This is a genomic window from Pseudomonas sp. 43A (genome assembly GCF_013363935.1).
Taxonomy (GTDB): Bacteria; Pseudomonadota; Gammaproteobacteria; order Pseudomonadales; family Pseudomonadaceae; genus Aquipseudomonas; species Aquipseudomonas crudilactis.
The window spans coordinates 1,942,460-1,961,989 of sequence record NZ_CP054880.1 but is presented as its reverse complement, the minus strand read 5'-3'; the positions used below and the strand labels follow the sequence as shown (position 1 = coordinate 1,961,989).

Sequence of the window (19,530 nt, the reverse complement as noted above, 5' to 3'; positions counted from 1 at the left end):
AACAGAAATGACTTACAGACTTCCGCTCACCTTGGTCGCCACCTCAGCTGGCACCCAAGGCTTCCAGACCTGCGGCTGATCACGCAAAAACGCCTGCGCCACCACTCTCGGCTGCAAACGTTTTTCACTCATCCCCGCCAAAGTCTGGTTCAGCAGATCAATCGGCAAATCGACCTTTTCAAAGAATGTCACCAGCTCCGGATACTGCGTCTTGAACGGCGCTGACACGCCAATCGCCAGGCTCGCCGGCATCGACCGGGTGCCTTTTGGATTCGGGTTGTTGGCATCGGCCAAAGTCTTCCAGGCCTCGGCATCGAACGGCGGTTCTTCCAGTTTCACCAGTTTGAATCGCCCCAGCAGCGGCGTCGGTGACCAGTAGTAGAACAGCACCGGTTTACCGCGTTTGATCGACGATGCCACCTCGGCATCCAGTGCAGCGCCGGAACCGGTGCGGAAATTCACGAAGCTGTCGTTCAGCGCATAGGCCTTGAGCTTCTGGCTGTTGACGATCTCCGAAGTCCAACCGGTCGGGCTGTTGAGGAAACGCCCGCGAGACGGATCTTCCGGGTCGCGGAACACGTCTTTGTAGCGCGGCAGATCGGCCACCGATTTCAACTCTGGTGCCAACGCTTTGATGCCGCGCTCGGGGTCGCCCTTGATCACATACTCCGGCACCCACCAGCCTTCGGTGGCCCCTTTGACCGTGTCGCCCAAACCGAACACCTTGCCCTCGGCGGCCGCCTTGACCCACGCCGGACTGCGCCCGGCCCATTCCTCGCCGATCACCTGAATGTCATTTTTCGCCAGCGCGGCCTCCAGGCTGACCGTGCTGCCGGGCAACGTGTCGGTCGGGTAGCCGTAGCCTTTTTCAACGATCAGGCGCAGCACTTCGGTGATGAAACTGCCGCTTTCCCAAGTGATGTCGCCGAAGTGGATCGGCGCGGTTTTTTCCGTCGCCGAAACAGCGCCGACACTCAGGCTCAACGCCAGCAGCGACGTGCCGAGCAGGGTTTTGATCGATCTCATGCGGACCTCTTGTCTTGCAGGGATTGGTTGGCGCTGTGGCGATCGCACAGCGCTTGGGAACGGTTCATGTACTCGCTGACCGAGCGCTGGGAAATGCCCAGTTCGGCAGCGATTTGCGGGTAGGTCAGGCCGTCGATGCGGGCCAGCAGAAACGTCGTGCGGACCTTGTCAGGCAAGCGTTTCAAGCTGTGATCGAGGCGGTTGAGGGTTTGCGATAGGGTGACGAGATCTTCAGGCGAAACGGCGTAATCGACATCGAGTTGCTGGCGATGACGACGCTCCAGATCACCGCGCCGCCAGCGTTGATAGAGCAGGCGCTGGGCGATGGTCGTCAGCAAGGCGCGGGGTTCGCGGATGGCCCTCAGCGACGGGGCTTCGAGCAATTGCGCAAAGGTCTCAGCAGCGATGTCTTCGCTGCCGGCCGCGTCGTGCAGATGACCGCGCAGGTAAGCACAGAGCCAGCGATAGTGAGCGCGAAACAGATCGTCCACGGTGTTGCGATGGGAAAGCTCGGCGCCGGACATAGGGGCTCCTGGTTAAGGCTCGCTGAATGTCCGGTGTTCCGGTGGCGCGATCGTAACAAGGCGCCTTATTCGTTAAAAATACTTAAAACGAATTTTTATATTCCATTTACAAATAAAAGATCAAAAGATCGCAGCCTTCGGCAGCTCCTACACCGATCCCCTGTAGGAGCTGCCGAAGGCTGCGATCTTTTAGCGCAAGCGGCCATAGCCAAGTTCTTCAGCCTCACGCTGATAGTCGAGCAGGATTTGATAATCGCGCTCACTGGCCGCAAACACCTCAGGCAATCCCAAGGTCTGTGCGACATCAGGGAGTTCGCGCAAGGTTTCATTCATTACCTGTCGGAGCTGCTCGATCTGCTCATCCGTGGCGCTGGCGACGGTAATGAACGGCAAGGTCGGGCTCAGGGCACTGCGCGCGACCACCCGCAAGGCACGGACGTCTTCCGGCGCATGTTGCGCCAGATAGGCGTAGGTGACGCTGTCGATGGCGGCCAGATCGGCGCGGTTTTCGCGCAGCCAGCGCAGGCTCTCGCGATGGCCGCCGCTGATGCCGACCGAGGCAAAGAATTGTCCGTCCTGATTCAGTGGCGCCAAGCGCTGGCGCAACAGGTTCATTCCGCTATTGGAGTCTTCGCTGTTGATCACCCCGCGACTGTTGTGAAAGTCCGCCAGGGTTTTGCGTGGGTCGTCAACTCGGCTGAGGATCAGGCTGCAATGGTTGCCGGCGCTGGCGTCGGGGAGTTCGTAACGGGGGCGGCCGACGATGCGCACGTGTCCGCGCAATGCAGTCATCAGCGGGTAGCCGCAGGTTTGCGTGAGCAGCAGATCGGGGGATAACCAGAGTTCTGGCAGTGACAGGCCTTCAGCGCTCAGGCGAGTGTGGCCAAGTTGCTCGAGAATGCGTGCAATCCAGCGCTCATTCGCCACGCGGATCGGTTCGGGGGCGACGTACATCAGAAATTCGGTGTGGTGTTGGGTCATACACATTTTCCCCGAGTAACAAATAGCCAATGTGGGAGCGAGCTTGCTCGCGAAAGCGGTGAGTCATTCAAAACATTTTGGACTGATAAGCCGCATTCGCGAGCAAGCTCGCTCCCACAGGGGGCGGTAGTGTTCTCGGGTTAGTGGTAAGGATGCTCGGGACTGTCAATCGGCTTGAAGCCATTGCGCCGCCAGAACTCGCCATATCCGCGCACCAGAAACCCGCCACTGCGCGCGATCCATTGCTCGCGATGCATCCGGTAAACCTTCGGCAAGTCGTACCACGCCAGCTTGGGCAAATCGTGATGCACCAGATGAAAATTGAGATTCAGGAACAACCAGCGCCAAGGCCAACCGGCCTCATTGAGCACTGTGCGCTGTTCCGGTTGCGCATGTGGGCGATGTTCATAATAGGAGCGGATCATCGCGATCGACAGCGCCGGCACACTGATCAACAGCAGGTAATGCCAGACGGGCAGCGCGCTGAAACGGGCGATGAACCACAGCATCAATAACGTGAACAGCCCGTGGGTCAGCCACATCGACCAGGCCGGGCGCTCACCATTCTTCAGCCGCAGCCACTCTTCTTGGGCCAGTGCCATCAGCGCCAGCGGTGCGCCGAGCACGAAACGCCCGAGCACGGTTTTGTTCAGCCAGTGCAGGCTCCGTTCGAACAGCGAACTGCCCTGCCAGCCAGCGCGGCTCAGGTAACGGCTTTCCGGATCGAGCCCGGGTACGGTCAGATCCTCATCGCGGTGATGCAGCAAATGGCTGTCGCGATACAGCGTGTACGGATACCACACGGCAAAGGGCGCGTAGCCAAGTATCTTGTTGAGGCGCACCCAGCGCGTCGGATGCCCGTGCAGCAACTCGTGCTGCACCGACAGCCACAACACCACCAGCGGAATCAGCAACAGCGTGCTCAAGGCACGGCCCAGCCAGTGACTGTTGAGCACAATGGCAAACCAGCCTGCATAGACGCCGATCAGCAACAGCCAGGTCGGCCATTCGGTGCGGGCAGTAAAGCGTTGGCGCAGGGTGTCGATCTGCTGACGATGGGCGGCGTCGAAGTAATGAGGCATGGCGTTGCTCAAACGGGAGTCTTGCCCTTCTGTGCAACGACGATGCTGGATCTTGCAGATTATTTTCAGGTCAAGGCAGGAGCCCGAGAACCGGGCTCCGGAAAGGCGTGATCAATGACCGAAGATGTCGACTTTCTTGGCTTTCTTCTCTGCGCGTTTTTCAATCGCAGTCTTGGCCGGTTTCTTCTTCGCGGCTTTCTTTGAATCCATACCTTTGGACATGATGCGTACTCCACTCACAGGGGATGTGAGGTCAGGTATACACCTATCCAGAGCCGTGCGTTCTTTTATAATCGCCGCTTTGCCCACCGACAGTCCGAACCCATGCCTGACACCCATTACACCTTGCTCGACGAGTCGTTATGGCCGTTGATGAACAAGTTCTACCGCAGCCACCAGTCCTCGATGAAAGCGGTTCGCGATGCGCAATTGTGGGTCGCGCGGCGGGGAGAGATTGTTGCCGCGCTGTGCTTGCGGCCGGTGTCTGGCGGGCACTGGTTGACCGGGCTGTTTGTTGAGCCGGGGTGTCGCGAACAGGGCGTTGCCGCGCAGTTGATCGCGACGGCGGTGCAGGATGTGAGCGAGCCGGTGTGGCTCTTCTGTCATCCGGATCTGCGCGAGTTTTATGAGCGACGCGGGTTCACCTTCGACCCGGCGCTGCCCCAGGCGATGGCGGAGCGATTGAGCCGGTATGCGCGGAGCAAGCCGATGATTGCGATGGAGCTGAGACCCTCCGCCTAATACAAAACCCTGTGGTGTTCTCGGGGATCAGTCGTCAGCGGTGGGATCGAGATCCGGGAACATCACTTCGGTAAAACCGAACTTGCTGAAATCGGTAATGCGCGACGGGTACAACCGGCCGATCAGGTGATCGCATTCGTGCTGCACAACCCGTGCGTGGAAACCTGATGCTACGCGCACAATCGGCTCACCCTTCGGATCAAATCCTTCGTAGCGAATCTGCTGATAACGATCCACCGCGCCACGCAAACCCGGCACCGACAGACAGCCTTCAAAACCCTCTTCCGTCAGCGGACTCAACGGTGTGATCAGCGGATTGATCAGGATCGTCTGCGGCACCGCTTCAGCGTCCGGGTAACGTTCGCTGTGTTCGAAACCAAAGATCACCAGTTGCAAGTCGACGCCGATCTGCGGCGCAGCCAGGCCGACGCCACCGACGCTTTCCATGGTCTGGAACATGTCGTCGATCAGTTGCCACAGCTCAGGGCTGTCGAACATCTCGGCCGGTACTGGCGGGGCAATACGCAGCAGGCGCTCGTCGCCCATTTTCAGAATTTCACGGATCATGATCAGACTTCGTCAGTGTCCGGCTTGAGCGAATGATCGCGGCCCAGGCCCGAGACGTGTTGTTTGGGATGTTCATCGAGTTCGCCGGGGACTTTCTCACCCGCGTCCTTGCCCTCGCTGGACATGTGCTCGATCACCGCGTTCATCTCGGCGCCGAGCAACAGCACCGCAGCGGAAATGTAGAAGTACAGCAACAGCACGATGATCGCCCCGATGCTGCCATACATCGCGTTGTAGTTGGCGAAGGTTTTCACGTAGAACGCGAAACCCAGCGAGGCGATGATCCACACCACTACCGCCAATACCGAGCCGGGTGTGATGAAGCGGAATTCCTGTTTGACGTCGGGCATGACGTAGTAAATCAGGGCAACGGCGACCATCATCAAAATCACGATCACCGGCCAGCGCGCGATGGTCCACACGGTGACGATGAAGTCTTCCAGCCCGACCTGCGCGGCGATCCAGCCCATCACCTGCGGCCCGAGCACCATCAGCGCGGCGGCCACCAGCAGCATCCCGGCAATGCCGACGGTGTAGAAAATCGACAACGGGAAGCGCTTCCAGACCGGTCGGCCTTCGACCACGTCGTACGCCGCGTTCATCGCACTCATCATCAAGCGCACACCGGCGGAAGCGGTGTAGAGGGCGATCACGATACCGACTGAAAGCAGGCCACCCTTGGACTGCTGCAACTGGTCGATCACCGGATTGACCTGTTCCAGTGCCTGCGGCGGCAGGACCAGTTCTGATTGCAGGCGCAGCCAGGAGAAGAAGTCCGGCAAGTGCAGGAAACCGATCAAGGCAATCAGAAACAGAATGAACGGGAACAGCGAAAACAGCATCTGGTAGGCCAGTGCCGAGGCGTAGGTCGACATTTCGTCGTCGACGAATTCAGTGACCGTGCGCATCATCACCCGATGCAGGGGCAGACCTTTCATGTCTGGAAATATCATTCGCGTCTCCTTTCGCCGCAGTACAGGTTGAAGTCGTGGCGACTCAGGGGCCGTTTTTTACATCAAGGTAGCCTGTTTGGCGAACCTTGCCGGGTTTCAGCAGGATTTCGACACAAAAACGGCCATCCTTGGATGGCCGCTCGTGTATTTCGTTCAAGGCTGGATTACGCCTTGTCGACACCTTTTTTGACGGCGTCTTTGGCTTTGCCGACAGCTTGCTGGGCTTCGCCTTTTTTCTCTTGAATCTTGCCTTCGGCCTGCAGCTTGGTGTTGTCGGTGGCTTTGCCGACGCCTTGCTTGACGTTGCCGACCGCTTCGTTGGCCATGCCTTTTACTTTATCGCCTGTGCTACTCATGGTGTTTCTCCTTGGTGCAATTAGGGGGAAAAGTCAGTACGTAATGATTGACTGGCCGGGTTTGCGCCAAGTTTCATTTATTTTCGGGGGTTCATTTCGTCGTGGCGTGCAGGTTGGGCTTTATGTTTGTGTGCGTAGCCCCGAGAATGCGCAACATATGGGCGCCAAGCGCCAGGAACCGATCCCGCAGGAATGTTATGAAACTCGATAAAACGCAGGCCATCGCCCGTCGCAACAAGGAACTGGGCGGCGCTGTGCTCGGCACCAACAACTGCCACTTCGCCGAACTGAACCGTAACCGCAACATCTGGTGGTTCGACCTGCCGGTGTCGCGCCTGGCCATCGGTCAGTACGAGTGGATTCACCTGCTGATGCACACCCCGGCCACCGACGAACTGCTGCACCTGAAAGTGCCGACGGTGTTTTTGCGTGAAAAGCTCGAAGGGCTGGTGATTCGTAATGAAGGCAAGCGTAAAGCCGCGTTGAGCCTGGAATTGAGTGCGGACAAGGACTCGTATCTGCAGGACATGCGTCCGGCGGGGACTAACGTGAATTTCGCGCCGTTTCGTCAATAGCCCTCACCCTAACCCTCTCCCAAAGGGAGAGGGGACTGACCGAGGTGTTCAGGCGAGATACACCGACCTGAGATATCGAGTCGAACTCAGGTTCTGAACAGCGTGAAGATCTGCTCCCTTTCCCCCTCTCCCATTGGGAGAGGGCTGGGGTGAGGGGCTGGTTTAACCGAACAACAGATATCTCAAACCCTGCTGCCCCAACAAAAAGCCCCGCATCTGCGGGGCTTGGTGTTTTAAGCGGCGGACTTGGCCTTGATCTTCTTCAGCTCTTCATCCCGCAACTCGCGACGCAGGATCTTGCCGACGTTGGTGGTCGGCAGCGCATCGCGGAACTCCACCGAACGCGGCACCTTGTAACCCGTGACGTTGGCACGCATGTGATCCATTACCTGCTCTTTGGTCAGGGTCACGCCCGGTTTGGCGACGATGAAGATCTTGATCGCCTCGCCCGACTTCTCGTCCGGCACGCCGATGGCCGCGCACTGCAACACGCCAGGCAGGGTCGCCAGCACGTCTTCCAGTTCGTTCGGGTAGACGTTGAAACCGGAGACCAGAATCATGTCTTTCTTGCGATCGACAATGCGCATGTAGCCGTCCGGCTGGATCAGCGCGATATCGCCCGTCTTCAGCCAGCCTTCGCTGTCGAGCATTTCATCGGTGGCTTCCTGACGCTGCCAATAGCCCTTCATCACTTGCGGGCCCTTGACGCACAGCTCACCGATTTCACCCAGCGGCTGCTCGACACCGTTATCGTCGATGACTTTGCACAAAGTAGATGGCACCGGAATACCGATGGTGCCGATCTGAATGTGCTGGATCGGGTTGACAGTGGCCACCGGGCTGGTTTCGGTCATGCCGTAACCTTCGCAGATGGCGCAACCGGTGACCGCTTTCCAACGCTCGGCAGCGGCCAGTTGCAGGGCCATGCCGCCGGACAAGGTGACTTTCAGCGCGGAGAAATCCAGCTTGCGGAAACCTTCGTTGTTGCACAGCGCCACGAACAACGTGTTGAGGCCGACAAAACCGCTGAACTTCCACTTCGACAATTCCTTGACCATCGCCGGCAGGTCGCGCGGATTGCTGATCAGGATGTTGTGGTTGCCGATCAGCATCATCGCCATGCAATGAAAGGTGAACGCATAGATGTGGTACAGCGGCAGCGGCGTGATCAGGATCTCGCAACCTTCGTTGAGGTTGGAGCCCATCAGCGCTTTGCATTGCAGCATGTTGGCGACGAGGTTGCGATGGGTCAGCATTGCGCCCTTGGCCACGCCAGTGGTGCCGCCGGTGTATTGCAGCACCGCCACGTCGCCGCTGTGCGGATTGGCTTCGGCCACCGGCTGACCCTGGCCCTTGCTCAGCACGTCGTTGAACTTGACAGCTTTTGGCAAGTGATAGGCCGGCACCATCTTCTTCACGTACTTGATGACGCTGTTGATCAGCAGGCGCTTGATCGGTGGCAGCAGGTCGGCGACTTCGGTGACGATGACGTGTTTGACGCCGGTTTTCGGCACCACGGTTTCAGCCAGATGCGCCATGTTCGCCAGGCAAACAAGGGCTTTGGCGCCGGAGTCGTTGAATTGGTGTTCCATTTCCCGCGCGGTGTACAGCGGATTGGTGTTGACCACGATCAGCCCGGCGCGAATCGCACCGAAGACGGCCACCGGGTACTGCAGAACGTTGGGCAGTTGCACGGCGATTCGATCGCCGGGCTGCAAATCGGTATGCTGTTGCAGATACGCGGCAAACGCACCGGACAATTCGTACAATTCACCGTAGGTGATTGTCTTGCCCAGGTTGCTGAAAGCCGGTTTGTTGGCGAAGCGTTGGCAGGATTGCTTCAACACTGCCTGAATGTTCGGATACTCGTCCGGATTGATGTCGGCAGCAATTCCAGCCGGGTATTTATCCTTCCAAAAGTCTTCGATCATGGAAGCCCACTCCTCAGCAACGCGAATTCTTCACCGCATTTGATGCGATTATTATTGGTGTGTGTTTGGTATTGGTGAATCTGGCTTTTACATAGGCCGAGAAGTCACAAAGCGCGCCGAGAGTAGCAGCTTTGCCAAGGGTCGACTAGAGCCAAAAGCGGCCCCTACAGTCATATTCATGACTCAAGACTATCTAGCAGTCATTTTAGAGCAAAAATCCTAGACCTCCTTGAAAGCCCCGGTTTTCGGGGACATCAAACAAAAAATTCGCGAGCAGGCTCGCTCCCACAAGGATTACTCTTTCCCTGTGGGAGCGAGCTTGCTCGCGAATGCGCGAAGCGCAGCGGTTAAGGGCTACGCGATATCGCGCAACTCGCGCCGCAGAATTTTCCCGACAGGCGTCATCGGCAATGACTCACGCAACACGATGTGTTTCGGCACCTTATACGCAGTGAAATTCTCTTTGCAGTAAGCCTTGAGTTCTTCGAGACTGACCCCGGTTTCCCGCGCCACCACAAACAGCTTCACCGCCTCGCCCGAACGCTCGTCCGGCACGCCGATGACCGCACAGTTGGCCACTTTCGGGTGAGCCATCACCACGTCTTCGATTTCATTCGGATAAACGTTGAAACCGGAGACGATGATCATGTCCTTCTTGCGGTCGACGATGCGCACAAAACCGTCCGGTTCGATCAACGCAATATCGCCAGACTTGAACCAGCCCTCGGCATCCAGCACTTCGGCCGTAGCTTCCGGTTTGTGCCAGTAGCCCTTCATGATCTGCGGGCCCTTGATGCACAACTCGCCGCGCTCGCCCATCGGCTGCTCGACACCGTCATCGTTGATGACTTTCAGTAACGTGCCAGGCACCGGCAAACCGACCGTACCCAGCCGCGAATGATCGCCGTACGGGTTGGTGCAGGCCACCGGTGAGGTTTCGGTCAGGCCGTAACCTTCGGTGATGCGGCAACCGGTTATTTGCTCCCAACGCTCGGCGGTAGCCTTGACCAGCGCGGTGCCGCCGGAGTTGGTGAGCTTGAGGCTGGAGAAATCGAGGGTCTTGAAATCCGCGTGCTCCATCAGCGCCACGAACAAAGTGTTCAGCCCCAGCAGCGCCGAGAACCGCCAGTTCTTCAGCTCTTTGATAAAGCCGGCAATGTCGCGCGGGTTGGTGATCAGCACGTTGTGGTTGCCGGACACCATCATGCACATGCAGTTCGCGGTGAAGGCATAGATGTGATACAGCGGCAGCGGCGCGATCATCACTTCCTGGCCTTCGCGCAGCAGCGGCTGGCCGTCCGGGCCGAGTTGCGCGAGACAGGCGCGTACTTGCTGCATGTTCGCCACCAGATTGCCGTGAGTGAGCATCGCGCCTTTGGCCAGGCCGGTGGTGCCGCCGGTGTATTGCAACACGGCGATGTCGTCGAGGCTGACCTTCAGCGGCTTGATCCCCAAGCCGCGGCCCATGCGCAGTGCGCTTTTGAAGGAGATCGCCTGCGGCAGCGAATACGCCGGGACCATCTTCTTCACTTTGCTGACCACAGTATTCACCAGCCAGCCCTTGGCGGTGGGCATCAGGTCGCCCATCTTCGCTTCGATCAGGTATTGAATATCGGTGTCGGGCAGCACTTCCTGGACTTTCTGGCCGAACATATTCAGGTACACCAGTGCCCGCGCCCCGGAATCCTTGAACTGATGACGCATCTCCCGCGCGGTATACAGCGGGTTGGTGTTGACCACGATCAGCCCGGCGCGCAATGCACCGAACACGGCAATCGGGTAATGCAGGACGTTGGGCATCTGCACGGCGATGCGATCCCCCGGCACCAGATCGGTATGCGCCTGCAGGTAACCGGCGAAGGCAGCGCTCTGACGCTCAAGTTCAGCGTAGGTCAGGGTGATGCCCATGTTGCTGAACGCCGGGCGATCGGCGAACTTCTTGCAGGAACGCTCGAACACCTCGATCACCGACTTGAACTCACCCATGTCGATGTCCAGCGGTACGCCGGCCGGGCGTTTGTCGTTCCAGAAATCAGGTTGCATTGTTCTTGTCCTCTTTACCTGAGCCGATCCGGGCCGCTTTCTGTCATTTCTGAAAAAGCGGAGCTTCACGGACACTAGCAGCAATGGCCATCGAGGCAAATATGGGCAAAGCCGTCATTGATCGTGTGAATCTTCCTGCCGTGGCGTGGGCTGATCAGACGCGCTATACAATGTTCCGACTCTGAGCAAAGGAATCGCCATGATCCACGACACCCTATGGCTGGACGCGAATGACCGCAGCCGCCTGTTCGTCAATCAATGGCTGCCTACGGCGCCGTTGAAAGCGGTGATCCTGCTGGCCCACGGCATGGCGGAACACAGTGGTCGCTACGCAGGACTGGCCGACACGTTTTGCGACAAAGACTATGGCGTGTATGCCCCGGATCTGCGCGGACATGGCAAAACCGCCAATCACGGCACCCTCGGCCACTTCGCCGATGATGATGGCTGGTGCAAAGTGCTCGGCGATCTGGCCAGCCTCAACCAGCACATCGGCCAGCAGCACCCCGGCGTGCCGATCATTCTGCTGGGGCACAGCATGGGCAGCTATCTTGCCCAAGGCTATCTACTGCACCACAGCGCCAGCCTGCACGGGGCGATTCTCAGTGGTTCCAACTTTCAGCCCGTTGCGCTGTATCGCGCTGCGCGGCAGATCGCCCGCCTGGAAAAACTCCGTCAGGGTGGCAAGGGCCGCAGTGCGCTGATCGAATGGCTGTCGTTCGGCTCGTTCAATAACAAATTCAAACCGGCGCGCACACCGTTCGACTGGTTGAGCCGCGATCCGGCCGAGGTTGACCTGTACGCCAACGACCCGCTGTGTGGCTTTCGCTGCACCAATCAACTGTGGATCGACCTGCTCGGCGGCTTGCAGCAGATCAGCAAAGCGTCCAATCTCGCCCAGATCGACCCGGGCCTGCCGCTGCTGGTAATCGGCGGCGAATGTGATCCGGTGAGTGAAGGCAAGCGTCTGACAGATCTGGCCAATGCCTTGCGCACGGCCGGCAGCCAGCACCTGCAACTGAAGATCTACCCGCAGGCGCGGCACGAATTGTTCAACGAAACCAACCGCGACGAAGTGATCGCTGATGTGCTGGCCTGGATCGATCAGGCCCTGAGCCATCCGCGCCCTCAGCGCAGCGAATAATTTTTTGTGGATTCACTGAATCCGTCACAGGAATCGAAACCGATGACCCAGGTTACCAACATCCCTTACGAAGCCCTCGAAGTCGGCCAGACCGCCAGCTACAGCAAGACCGTCGAAGAGCGCGACATTCAACTGTTTGCCGCGATGTCGGGCGACCACAACCCGGTGCACCTGGACGCCGAGTTCGCCGCCGCGAGCATGTTCAAGGAGCGTATTGCTCACGGTATGTTCAGCGGTGCGTTGATCAGTGCCGCAGTGGCCTGCGAACTGCCTGGGCCGGGCACCATTTATATCGGCCAGCAGATGAGTTTTCAGAAGCCGGTGAAGATTGGCGACACGTTGACCGTGCGCCTGGAAATTCTCGAGAAATTGCCGAAGTTTCGGGTGCGCATTGCCACTCGCGTGTTCAACCAGAAGGATGAGCTGGTGGTGGATGGCGAGGCTGAAATCCTCGCACCGCGCAAGCAGCAGACGGTGACGTTGCCGACTTTGCCGCCGATCAGCATTGGCTGATTCCCCTCACCCCAGCCCTCTCCCCCAAGGGGGCGAGGGGGAAAGGGAGCCGATCTCCGCTGTTTTAAGATCTTGAGTTCGACTGGATATTTCAGGTCGATGTAGCTCGAAAGAACACCTCGTTCAGTCCCCTCTCCCTCCGGGAGAGGGCTAGGGTGAGGGGCTCTTGCTTTGGCTTTCCCCCATACACAAAAAAAACGCCAGACTAGCTGGCGTTTTTTGTTACCGACAAGCGCTTAAGAACGAGCGCGAGCCTGGTTACGCAGGGCTTTCACCTGGTCGTGGTTGCGTTGTACGCCGTGGTATTGGCGTTCAACCAGGTCACGAATACCTACCAGATTGTGCTTGCTGATTTTCTCGAGGGCTTCTTTGTAAGCCTTCAGCGCATGGTCTTCACCGCGCTCGGCTTCGTTCAGCACAGCTTCTTCGTCTTTGCCGGTGAACATGGCTTTGACGTCGACCCAGCGACGGTGCAGGTCACCGCTGACGCTGGTGGAAGTTTCCGGATCGCCGCCCAGCTTGCGAACTTCGGCTTGCAGTTCTGCTGCAGCGGTGGCGCAATCAGCGGAGCGAGTCACAAACAGGGTTTTCAGTTCTGGATGCTTGATGTCTTCGGCGCAAGTCTTGAACCCTTCCTGACCGTCCTTGCTGGTTTCAATCAGGTCATTGAGTACAGAGATGGCTTCTTTATTCATGTCGGTCATTTTTCAATTCCTTGCGATTGGTTGAAGATGCAAGGGATATTGCAGTGTGCGTGCCAGCTTTTTTATTTATAAAATTTCGTTATTTATCAACAAGTTAAAGATAAGTGAACTATCTGTATCACGGTTATTTGCATGATCTGTCATTTGGCCTGCATGCAGAATGCCTGTATTTTCCAAGCTGATTTGAAGCCAGACGAAATCCCTGATGAATCCCGAAAAACTCGAATTGCTGATCACCCGCGAAATGCCCTTCGGCAAGTACAAGGGCCGGATCATTGCCGACCTGCCGGGGCCATACCTGAACTGGTTTGCCCGCGAAGGTTTCCCCCACGGCGAACTCGGTGGCTTGCTCGCGCTGATGCAGGAAATCGACCATAACGGCCTCTCGGACCTGCTCGAACCGCTGCGCGCCAAACACGGCAAACCTGCCCCGCGCCATTGAAGCGCCCTCCTCTCTAGAGTCAGCCGACCATGCCCGATAACACCCGCCGCGCCCGTGACGAAGCCTTTTGGCAAACGTTTGGCGATAGATACGATGTTCAACCTGGCCCCGTGAACCTGGAGAACGGTTACTTCGGGCGCATGTCGCGCACGGTGATCGAGGAGTACCAACGCAATATCGAGCTGATCAACACGAGTAATTCGGTGTACGTGCGCCAGCGTTTCGAGCAGCACGACAACCTCGATATCCGCGCGCAACTCGCCGAGCTGATTGGCGTACGTGCACAGAGCGTGGCGTTCACCCGCAACGCCACCGAAGGTCTGCAATCGCTGATCCGCAACTACAACCGCTTGCAGCCGGGCGATCAGGTGCTGATCAGTGATCTGGAATACGACACGGTCAAAGGCGCCATGCGCTGGCTGGCCAGACATCGCGGCGCTGAGGTGATCGAGATTGCTCATGCGCACCCGGCGAGCTACGACAGCTTGGTGGAGACTTACCGCGAAGCCTTCGTCGGCCATCCGAAAGTCAAGCTGATGGCCCTTACTCATGTCACTCACCGCACCGGCCTGGTCATGCCGGTACAAGCCATCGCCGCGCTCGCCAAAGAGCACGGCGTCGACGTCATCCTCGACGGCGCCCATGCGCTCGGCCAGATCGAGTTCGATCTTGAAGCACTGGGCATCGCTTTCGCGGGTTATAACCTGCACAAATGGATCGGCGCGCCGCTCACCCTCGGCTTCCTCTATATCGCGCCGCAACGCCTGGCCGACATTGATCCGGACATGGGTGAAATGCATTACCCGGCCAATGACATCCGCGCGCGCACGTCGTACAGCACACCTAACATTCCCGCGCTGATGACCTTGCCGCTGGTGTTCGAGGAGCATCGCTCTCTCGGCGGCGCACCGGCCAAAGGCGCTCGCGTCAATTATCTGCGCAATCTGTGGGTCAGCGCGGTGCGACACTTGCCGGGTATCGAGGTGATGACGCCAGATGATCCACGGCTGTATTGCGGCATCACCTCGCTGCGCTTCACCCGTCACGATGATCAACAGTCGATGGCCGAGCGCCTGCTCAACGACTACAACCTGTTCACCGTGGTGCGCAACGGCGCGGCCAGCGGGCCGAGCATCCGCATTACTCCGGGGCTGACTACCACCGCTGCCGACATGCAGTTGCTGGTCCGCGCGCTGAACGAGCTGCGCTAAAACACCGTGATCAGGTATTTGTCATAGCCCGCCACGCCGATCTGCGATGACAGGGCAAAGGTGTCGACGCCGATCGTCAGGTTGCCGAAGTAGCCGTCCTCCGGATCATTGTCCGTGATCGGCCGCAACGCCAGCCGAACGGCATCGTTATCAGTGGCTGTGCAATTGCAGGCACATGGCAAATGCAGACGCCCCGCCCAGGTCTCCTGATACAACTGCGGCTGTTGATCGTCATTGGCGATGGCGACGCTCAGAGCGATGCACGAAAAGGCAGTTTGCCGATCCGGGTAAAGGCTGGTGAAACGAACGATGCCTTTAGTGTCGGTCGACTGACTGCCGCACAGTGTGTCGGTGCCAATGTGCTGCTCGATGCGGACCACGGCGCCACTGACCGGCTCGCCGGTCATGGCATCGACCAGGGTCAGCCGCAATAGAAGAGGCAAGCCTTCGACGCCCGCGCTGATGTTGCGCACCTTGCCCTTGCTGTTGTGCCAATCGAAACTGCCAACCACGGGCAACTGCCGCGGGTGCAGAGCGTTGATTGATAAAGCGACAGATTGATGGTCGTCCATGAGGCGTTCTCTCTTCCGTAAGATGAACGCAGATTAGCGCCACGCAAACGCGGCTGTGCGGTAACTATGTATCGCGTGATGTCCTCGCACTTTCTTCAAGGCAAAAAAAACGGTGCACCGACCAAGCGCACCGTAAAGCCGTAGAACACACAACGAAGTGTCTGGTAACAATCAGTCCAGCAGCGCCAACGCCTCGGCGGTGCATTCCTGAATACGGGCCCAGTCGCCGTTCTTGATCCACTCCGGATCAAGCATCCAGCTACCGCCCACGCACATGACGTTTTTCAGCGCCATGTAGCTCTTGATGTTGGCCGGGCCGACGCCGCCAGTCGGACAGAATTTCACTTCGCCGAACGGGCCGCCGAGGGCTTTGATGGCTGCTACGCCACCGCTGACTTCAGCCGGGAACAGCTTGAAGCGGCGATACCCCAGACCGTAGCCTTCCATGATGCCGGAGGCGTTGCTGATGCCCGGCAACAGCGGAATCGGGCTGTCGACGCTGGCTTCCAGCAGGTCACGGGTGATGCCCGGGGTGACGATGAATTGCGAACCGGCAGCTTCGGCAGCCGCGAGCATGTTGCGATCAAGCACGGTGCCGGCACCGGTCATCAGTTCCGGACGCTGGTCGCGCAGGATCTGAATGGCCTTGAGGCCGAACTGCGAACGCAGGGTCACTTCCAGCGCGGTCAGACCACCGGCGGCCAGAGCGTCAGCCAGTGGCAGCACGTCCTGTTCGCGAGCGATGGTGATCACCGGCAGGATCCGCGCCTTGGCGCAGAGGCTGTCGATCAGGGCAACTTTGTCCGCCATGGAAACGGTCGGGGATGGGGTTGTCATAGCGGCTGTTCCTTGGCTCATGGGCACCAGTAAATCTCTAACGTAGGTTGCAGAAACGCGCGCACCGGCATGGCGGCGACGTCGTCGGATGCCAGTGCGGCATTCAGGGTGGTCAGTTTCGACTGACCGGAAATCGACAGAATCTTGTGCTTGGCCGAGGCCAGCAGCGCACGGCTCATGGTCAGGCGCTGACGCGGCACGCTCGGCGCCAGCATCGGCCAGCAACGGCGCGTGCCATCAGCCTGCAAGGCTTCGGCGAGGTTCGGGCTGTCGGGGAACAGCGACGCGGTGTGGCCGTCATCGCCCATGCCCAACACCAGCACGTCAATCGGCGGCAATTCGGCGAGCAAGCGGTCAGCCTGTTCAGCCGCCTGCTCGACGTTGGCCGCCGCGCTATAAAGGCTGAGGAACTGGGCTTTCGCCGCCGGGCCTTTGAGCAGGTATTGCTTGAGCAGGCCGGCATTGCTGTCGGCGTGTTCAACTGGCACCCAACGCTCGTCGGCGAGGGTCACGACGACCTTCGACCAGTCCAGTTCCTGCTTGGCCAGGTGCTGGAAAAACGCCACCGGACTACGACCGCCAGACACCACCAGCACCGCGTTGCCGCGTGCTGCAATGGCTTCGCTCAATTGCTTGGCGACGTTCAGCGCCAGACCTTCGGCCAACAGCACCGGGCTCTTGAATTCATGAGCGTTCACGCCCGCAGGCAGTTGCACATCAGATATCGCCATACCATGACCTCCCGTCCCGCGTGATCAATGCAATGGAGCTCATCGGCCCCCACGACCCGGCCGCATACGGCTTGGGCGCGTCACCGGATTTTTTCCACCCGGCGATCAGCTGGTCACACCATTTCCACGCGGCTTCGATTTCATCTTTACGGACAAACAGGTTCTGATTGCCGTTCATCACTTCCAGCAACAACCGCTCGTAGGCATCGGGGATCCGCGCGCTACGCCAGGTGTCGGAGAAATTCAGTTGCAGCGGGCCGCTGCGCAATTGCATGCCTTTGTCCAGGCCCTGCTCTTTGGTCATCACGCGCAAGGAAATGCCTTCGTCCGGTTGCAGGCGGATGATCAGTTTGTTGCTGATCTGCAGGCGCTGCTCGGGGGCAAAGATGTAGTGCGACGGTTCCTTGAAGTGGATGACGATCTGCGACAGTTTCTGCGGCATACGCTTGCCGGTACGCAGGTAGAACGGCACGCCGGCCCAGCGCCAGTTGCGGATGTCGGCGCGCAGGGCGACGAAGGTTTCGGTGTCGCTCTGGGTGTTGGAATTCGGTTCTTCGAGGTAACCCGGTACGGATTTGCCTTCGCTGTGGCCGGCGATGTACTGGCCGCGCACCACTTGTGTGGTCAGGCCTTCCGGGCTGATTGGCGCCAGGGCCTTGAGCACTTTTACCTTTTCGTCACGGATGCTGTCGGCGGACAAATCGGCCGGCGGGTCCATGGCGATCAGGCAGAGCAGCTGCAACAGGTGATTCTGGATCATGTCGCGCAGCTGGCCGGCCTTGTCGAAGTAACCCCAGCGGCCTTCGATGCCAACCTTCTCGGCCACGGTGATTTCCACGTGGGAGATGTAATTCTGGTTCCACTGGGTTTCGAACAGGCTGTTGGCGAAACGCAGGGCGATCAGGTTCTGAACGGTTTCTTTGCCTAGGTAGTGGTCGATGCGGTAGGTGCGGTTCTCCGGGAAGAACTGCGCCACGGCGTCGTTGACCTTGCGCGACGACTCGAGGTCGGAGCCGATTGGTTTTTCCAGCACCACGCGGGTGTTTTCCGCCAGACCGACTTTCGCCAGGTACTCGCAGATCGCGCCGTACACCGCTGCCGGTGTGGCGAAGTAGGCAATCATGCGTTGCGTGCTGCCGGCCAGTTCGGCCAGCGCTAAATAATCTTCGGATTTGAGGAAGTCGACGTGCAGGTAGGTCAGGCGTGCGAGAAAACGCTCGGCGACCGCTTCGTCCAGCTCTTTGCCCACGTAGCGGCGCAGTTCGGCGGCGATGAACGCCATGTGCTGCTGCTGGGATCCTTCTTCACGGGCCAACGCGATGATGCGCGTGTCCTCGTGCAGCAGGTCGGCGCCATCGAGGTGATAAAGGGCAGGAAACAGCTTGCGCAGGGCCAGATCGCCAAGCGCGCCGAACAAGGCAAAGGTGCACGGTTCAACCGTAATCGAAGGCATGATGTTTGTTCTTTTATCAAGTTAAGCTACAAATACCTTTTTTCAAGGCATCACTCAAGGGAAAATGTAGTAATAACCACAACATTTTCGCAAAATACAGATTCCGAGTGGTGGTCAGTCGGAGCCATCAGTAGGATAGGCCACCGTTACGGGCCATATCAAAGGCCCAATTTGCATAGCCCGGCGCACCTTTGCGCAGGTGAATTAGGAATTCCATATGGACCGCGTGCGAAATTTACTGGAACAGATCCAGAGTCGCCTTGAAGACCTGAACAAGGCCGAACGCAAAGTCGCCGAGGTGATCCTGCTCAACCCGCAGCAGGCCACCCGCTTCAGCATCGCCGCCCTCGCCCAGGCGGCCTCGGTGAGCGAGCCGACGGTCAACCGTTTCTGCCGTTCGTTCGGTGTCAGCGGCTATCCCGAACTCAAACTGCAACTGGCGCAGAGCCTGGCCAGCGGCGCGGCGTATGTCAGCCGCGCGGTCGAGGCCGACGACAATCCCGAGGCGTACACGCAGAAGATTTTCGGCAGCGCCATTGCGTCGCTGGACAGCGCTTGCCAGGCGCTCGATCCGAACCTGATCAGCCGCGCCGTCGACCTGTTGATTCAGGCGCGGCAGATTCACTTCTTCGGCCTCGGCGCTTCGGCACCGGTGGCACTGGATGCGCAGCACAAGTTCTTCCGTTTCAACCTCGCCGTCACCGCGCACGCGGATGTGCTGATGCAGCGGATGATTGCGTCGGTGGCGCACACCGGTGAGTTGTTCGTGATCATTTCCTACACCGGCCGCACCCGCGAGTTGGTCGAGGTGGCACGTATTGCTCGTGAGAACGGTGCTTCGGTGTTGGGTTTGACGGCGGAGAATTCGCCGCTGGCCAAGGCGAGTACGCTGAGCCTGAACATTCCGTTGCCGGAAGACACCGACATTTATATGCCGATGACTTCGCGGATCATTCAGTTGACGGTGCTGGATGTGCTGGCGACGGGAATGACGTTGCGTCGTGGCGTGGACTTCCAGCCGCATTTGCGCAAGATCAAAGAGAGCTTGAATGCCAGCCGGTATCCGGTTGGGGATGAATTCAACTAAAGATCAGAAGCACCCTCACCCCAGCCCTCTCCCGGAGGGAGAGGGAGCCGACCGAGG

General features: G+C 58.8%; 21 protein-coding genes. 7 read left to right on the top strand and 14 right to left on the bottom strand.

Going from position 1 to position 19,530, the window contains the following annotated elements; all coding sequences use genetic code 11:
• Positions 1-12: 12 nt before the first annotated feature.
• The 4 genes from HUW52_RS08630 to HUW52_RS08615 form a co-directional block, all read right to left on the bottom strand.
• Complete coding sequence (locus tag HUW52_RS08630) at positions 13-1,026, bottom strand: ABC transporter substrate-binding protein (protein ID WP_175553406.1); 1,014 nt, start codon at positions 1,024-1,026, stop codon at positions 13-15.
• A complete protein-coding gene (locus tag HUW52_RS08625) occupies positions 1,023-1,550 on the bottom strand; it encodes a sigma-70 family RNA polymerase sigma factor (protein ID WP_175553405.1) in 528 nt (175 codons plus the stop codon). Before HUW52_RS08625 ends, HUW52_RS08630 begins: the two co-directional genes overlap by 4 nt.
• A 189-nt stretch (positions 1,551-1,739) precedes the next feature.
• The gene (locus tag HUW52_RS08620; protein WP_175553404.1) at positions 1,740-2,531 is read right to left on the bottom strand and encodes a phosphate/phosphite/phosphonate ABC transporter substrate-binding protein; all 792 of its coding nucleotides are present in this window, start codon (positions 2,529-2,531) and stop codon (positions 1,740-1,742) included.
• A gap of 140 nt (positions 2,532-2,671) precedes the next feature.
• Positions 2,672-3,613, bottom strand: coding sequence for a fatty acid desaturase (locus HUW52_RS08615; protein ID WP_016983683.1), 942 nt, complete (start codon positions 3,611-3,613; stop codon positions 2,672-2,674).
• 324 nt (positions 3,614-3,937) lie between these two features.
• On the opposite strand from HUW52_RS08615, the gene HUW52_RS08610 reads away from it, so the two are divergent.
• Entirely contained in the window at positions 3,938-4,354 is a 417-nt protein-coding gene (locus HUW52_RS08610) for a GNAT family N-acetyltransferase (RefSeq protein ID WP_175553403.1), read from the top strand.
• A 27-nt stretch (positions 4,355-4,381) separates the two neighbouring features.
• Here the strand turns inward: HUW52_RS08610 and def are convergent, their stop codons facing one another.
• The 3 genes from def to HUW52_RS08595 form a co-directional block, all read right to left on the bottom strand.
• Positions 4,382-4,921, bottom strand: a complete 540-nt coding sequence (gene def / locus HUW52_RS08605; RefSeq protein ID WP_016983685.1) for a peptide deformylase — start codon at positions 4,919-4,921, stop codon at positions 4,382-4,384.
• 2 nt (positions 4,922-4,923) lie between these two features.
• Complete coding sequence (locus HUW52_RS08600; protein ID WP_016983686.1) at positions 4,924-5,874, bottom strand: YihY/virulence factor BrkB family protein; 951 nt, start codon at positions 5,872-5,874, stop codon at positions 4,924-4,926.
• A gap of 164 nt (positions 5,875-6,038) precedes the next feature.
• Complete coding sequence (locus tag HUW52_RS08595; protein ID WP_008082339.1) at positions 6,039-6,230, bottom strand: CsbD family protein; 192 nt, start codon at positions 6,228-6,230, stop codon at positions 6,039-6,041.
• A gap of 197 nt (positions 6,231-6,427) precedes the next feature.
• Here HUW52_RS08595 and HUW52_RS08590 point away from each other — a divergent pair, with 197 nt between their 5' ends.
• Complete coding sequence (locus HUW52_RS08590) at positions 6,428-6,805, top strand: hypothetical protein (RefSeq protein WP_007917843.1); 378 nt, start codon at positions 6,428-6,430, stop codon at positions 6,803-6,805.
• Between the two features lie 233 nt (positions 6,806-7,038).
• Here HUW52_RS08590 and fadD1 read toward each other — a convergent pair whose 3' ends face one another.
• Positions 7,039-8,736, bottom strand: coding sequence for a long-chain-fatty-acid--CoA ligase FadD1 (fadD1, locus tag HUW52_RS08585; RefSeq protein WP_016983687.1), 1,698 nt, complete (start codon positions 8,734-8,736; stop codon positions 7,039-7,041).
• 354 nt (positions 8,737-9,090) lie between these two features.
• The gene (gene fadD2, locus HUW52_RS08580) at positions 9,091-10,779 is read right to left on the bottom strand and encodes a long-chain-fatty-acid--CoA ligase FadD2 (RefSeq protein WP_175553402.1); all 1,689 of its coding nucleotides are present in this window, start codon (positions 10,777-10,779) and stop codon (positions 9,091-9,093) included.
• Positions 10,780-10,978: 199 nt separating this feature from the next.
• On the opposite strand from fadD2, the gene HUW52_RS08575 reads away from it, so the two are divergent.
• Positions 10,979-11,923 (top strand): alpha/beta hydrolase, encoded by a 945-nt coding sequence (locus tag HUW52_RS08575; RefSeq protein WP_175553401.1) that lies wholly within the window; start codon positions 10,979-10,981, stop codon positions 11,921-11,923.
• Positions 11,924-11,965: 42 nt separating this feature from the next.
• Positions 11,966-12,436 carry a MaoC family dehydratase gene (locus HUW52_RS08570; protein ID WP_016983690.1) on the top strand — a complete coding sequence of 157 codons (471 nt, stop codon included), beginning with the start codon at positions 11,966-11,968 and terminating at the stop codon, positions 12,434-12,436.
• 236 nt (positions 12,437-12,672) lie between these two features.
• Here the strand turns inward: HUW52_RS08570 and HUW52_RS08565 are convergent, their stop codons facing one another.
• Complete coding sequence (locus HUW52_RS08565; protein WP_016983691.1) at positions 12,673-13,140, bottom strand: PA2169 family four-helix-bundle protein; 468 nt, start codon at positions 13,138-13,140, stop codon at positions 12,673-12,675.
• Between the two features lie 205 nt (positions 13,141-13,345).
• Between HUW52_RS08565 and HUW52_RS08560 the strand changes: the two genes are divergently transcribed.
• Positions 13,346-13,582, top strand: a complete 237-nt coding sequence (locus tag HUW52_RS08560; RefSeq protein ID WP_003227425.1) for a DUF3820 family protein — start codon at positions 13,346-13,348, stop codon at positions 13,580-13,582.
• Between the two features lie 29 nt (positions 13,583-13,611).
• A complete protein-coding gene (locus HUW52_RS08555) occupies positions 13,612-14,793 on the top strand; it encodes an aminotransferase class V-fold PLP-dependent enzyme (RefSeq protein ID WP_175553400.1) in 1,182 nt (393 codons plus the stop codon).
• On the opposite strand, the gene HUW52_RS08550 is transcribed toward HUW52_RS08555, so the two are convergent.
• From HUW52_RS08550 to zwf, 4 genes are all read right to left on the bottom strand, one after another.
• On the bottom strand, positions 14,790-15,365 hold the full coding sequence (locus HUW52_RS08550; RefSeq protein WP_175553399.1) for a hypothetical protein: 576 nt from the start codon (positions 15,363-15,365) through the stop codon (positions 14,790-14,792). The two genes, HUW52_RS08555 and HUW52_RS08550, sit on opposite strands and share 4 nt — an antisense overlap.
• A 171-nt stretch (positions 15,366-15,536) precedes the next feature.
• A complete protein-coding gene (locus tag HUW52_RS08545) occupies positions 15,537-16,202 on the bottom strand; it encodes a bifunctional 4-hydroxy-2-oxoglutarate aldolase/2-dehydro-3-deoxy-phosphogluconate aldolase (protein WP_008082815.1) in 666 nt (221 codons plus the stop codon).
• A gap of 17 nt (positions 16,203-16,219) precedes the next feature.
• The gene (pgl, locus tag HUW52_RS08540; protein WP_016983694.1) at positions 16,220-16,933 is read right to left on the bottom strand and encodes a 6-phosphogluconolactonase; all 714 of its coding nucleotides are present in this window, start codon (positions 16,931-16,933) and stop codon (positions 16,220-16,222) included.
• Positions 16,920-18,386: a glucose-6-phosphate dehydrogenase gene (zwf, locus tag HUW52_RS08535; protein ID WP_175553398.1), complete on the bottom strand. Its 1,467-nt coding sequence runs from the start codon at positions 18,384-18,386 to the stop codon at positions 16,920-16,922. Before zwf ends, pgl begins: the two co-directional genes overlap by 14 nt.
• Positions 18,387-18,612: 226 nt before the next feature.
• On the opposite strand from zwf, the gene HUW52_RS08530 reads away from it, so the two are divergent.
• Complete coding sequence (locus HUW52_RS08530) at positions 18,613-19,473, top strand: MurR/RpiR family transcriptional regulator (protein ID WP_171057240.1); 861 nt, start codon at positions 18,613-18,615, stop codon at positions 19,471-19,473.
• Positions 19,474-19,530 lie beyond the last annotated feature (57 nt).

Bases quoted from the DNA above. Each gene is read 5' to 3' on its own strand.
- HUW52_RS08630 (WP_175553406.1), bottom strand. From the start codon at position 1,026: ATGAGATCGATCAAAACCCTGCTCGGCACGTCGCTGCTGGCGTTGAGC.
- HUW52_RS08625 (WP_175553405.1), bottom strand. From the start codon at position 1,550: ATGTCCGGCGCCGAGCTTTCCCATCGCAACACCGTGGACGATCTGTTT.
- HUW52_RS08620 (WP_175553404.1), bottom strand. From the start codon at position 2,531: ATGACCCAACACCACACCGAATTTCTGATGTACGTCGCCCCCGAACCG.
- HUW52_RS08615 (WP_016983683.1), bottom strand. From the start codon at position 3,613: ATGCCTCATTACTTCGACGCCGCCCATCGTCAGCAGATCGACACCCTG.
- HUW52_RS08610 (WP_175553403.1), top strand. From the start codon at position 3,938: ATGCCTGACACCCATTACACCTTGCTCGACGAGTCGTTATGGCCGTTG.
- def (WP_016983685.1), bottom strand. From the start codon at position 4,921: ATGATCCGTGAAATTCTGAAAATGGGCGACGAGCGCCTGCTGCGTATT.
- HUW52_RS08600 (WP_016983686.1), bottom strand. From the start codon at position 5,874: ATGATATTTCCAGACATGAAAGGTCTGCCCCTGCATCGGGTGATGATG.
- HUW52_RS08595 (WP_008082339.1), bottom strand. From the start codon at position 6,230: ATGAGTAGCACAGGCGATAAAGTAAAAGGCATGGCCAACGAAGCGGTC.
- HUW52_RS08590 (WP_007917843.1), top strand. From the start codon at position 6,428: ATGAAACTCGATAAAACGCAGGCCATCGCCCGTCGCAACAAGGAACTG.
- fadD1 (WP_016983687.1), bottom strand. From the start codon at position 8,736: ATGATCGAAGACTTTTGGAAGGATAAATACCCGGCTGGAATTGCTGCC.
- fadD2 (WP_175553402.1), bottom strand. From the start codon at position 10,779: ATGCAACCTGATTTCTGGAACGACAAACGCCCGGCCGGCGTACCGCTG.
- HUW52_RS08575 (WP_175553401.1), top strand. From the start codon at position 10,979: ATGATCCACGACACCCTATGGCTGGACGCGAATGACCGCAGCCGCCTG.
- HUW52_RS08570 (WP_016983690.1), top strand. From the start codon at position 11,966: ATGACCCAGGTTACCAACATCCCTTACGAAGCCCTCGAAGTCGGCCAG.
- HUW52_RS08565 (WP_016983691.1), bottom strand. From the start codon at position 13,140: ATGACCGACATGAATAAAGAAGCCATCTCTGTACTCAATGACCTGATT.
- HUW52_RS08560 (WP_003227425.1), top strand. From the start codon at position 13,346: ATGAATCCCGAAAAACTCGAATTGCTGATCACCCGCGAAATGCCCTTC.
- HUW52_RS08555 (WP_175553400.1), top strand. From the start codon at position 13,612: ATGCCCGATAACACCCGCCGCGCCCGTGACGAAGCCTTTTGGCAAACG.
- HUW52_RS08550 (WP_175553399.1), bottom strand. From the start codon at position 15,365: ATGGACGACCATCAATCTGTCGCTTTATCAATCAACGCTCTGCACCCG.
- HUW52_RS08545 (WP_008082815.1), bottom strand. From the start codon at position 16,202: ATGACAACCCCATCCCCGACCGTTTCCATGGCGGACAAAGTTGCCCTG.
- pgl (WP_016983694.1), bottom strand. From the start codon at position 16,933: ATGGCGATATCTGATGTGCAACTGCCTGCGGGCGTGAACGCTCATGAA.
- zwf (WP_175553398.1), bottom strand. From the start codon at position 18,386: ATGCCTTCGATTACGGTTGAACCGTGCACCTTTGCCTTGTTCGGCGCG.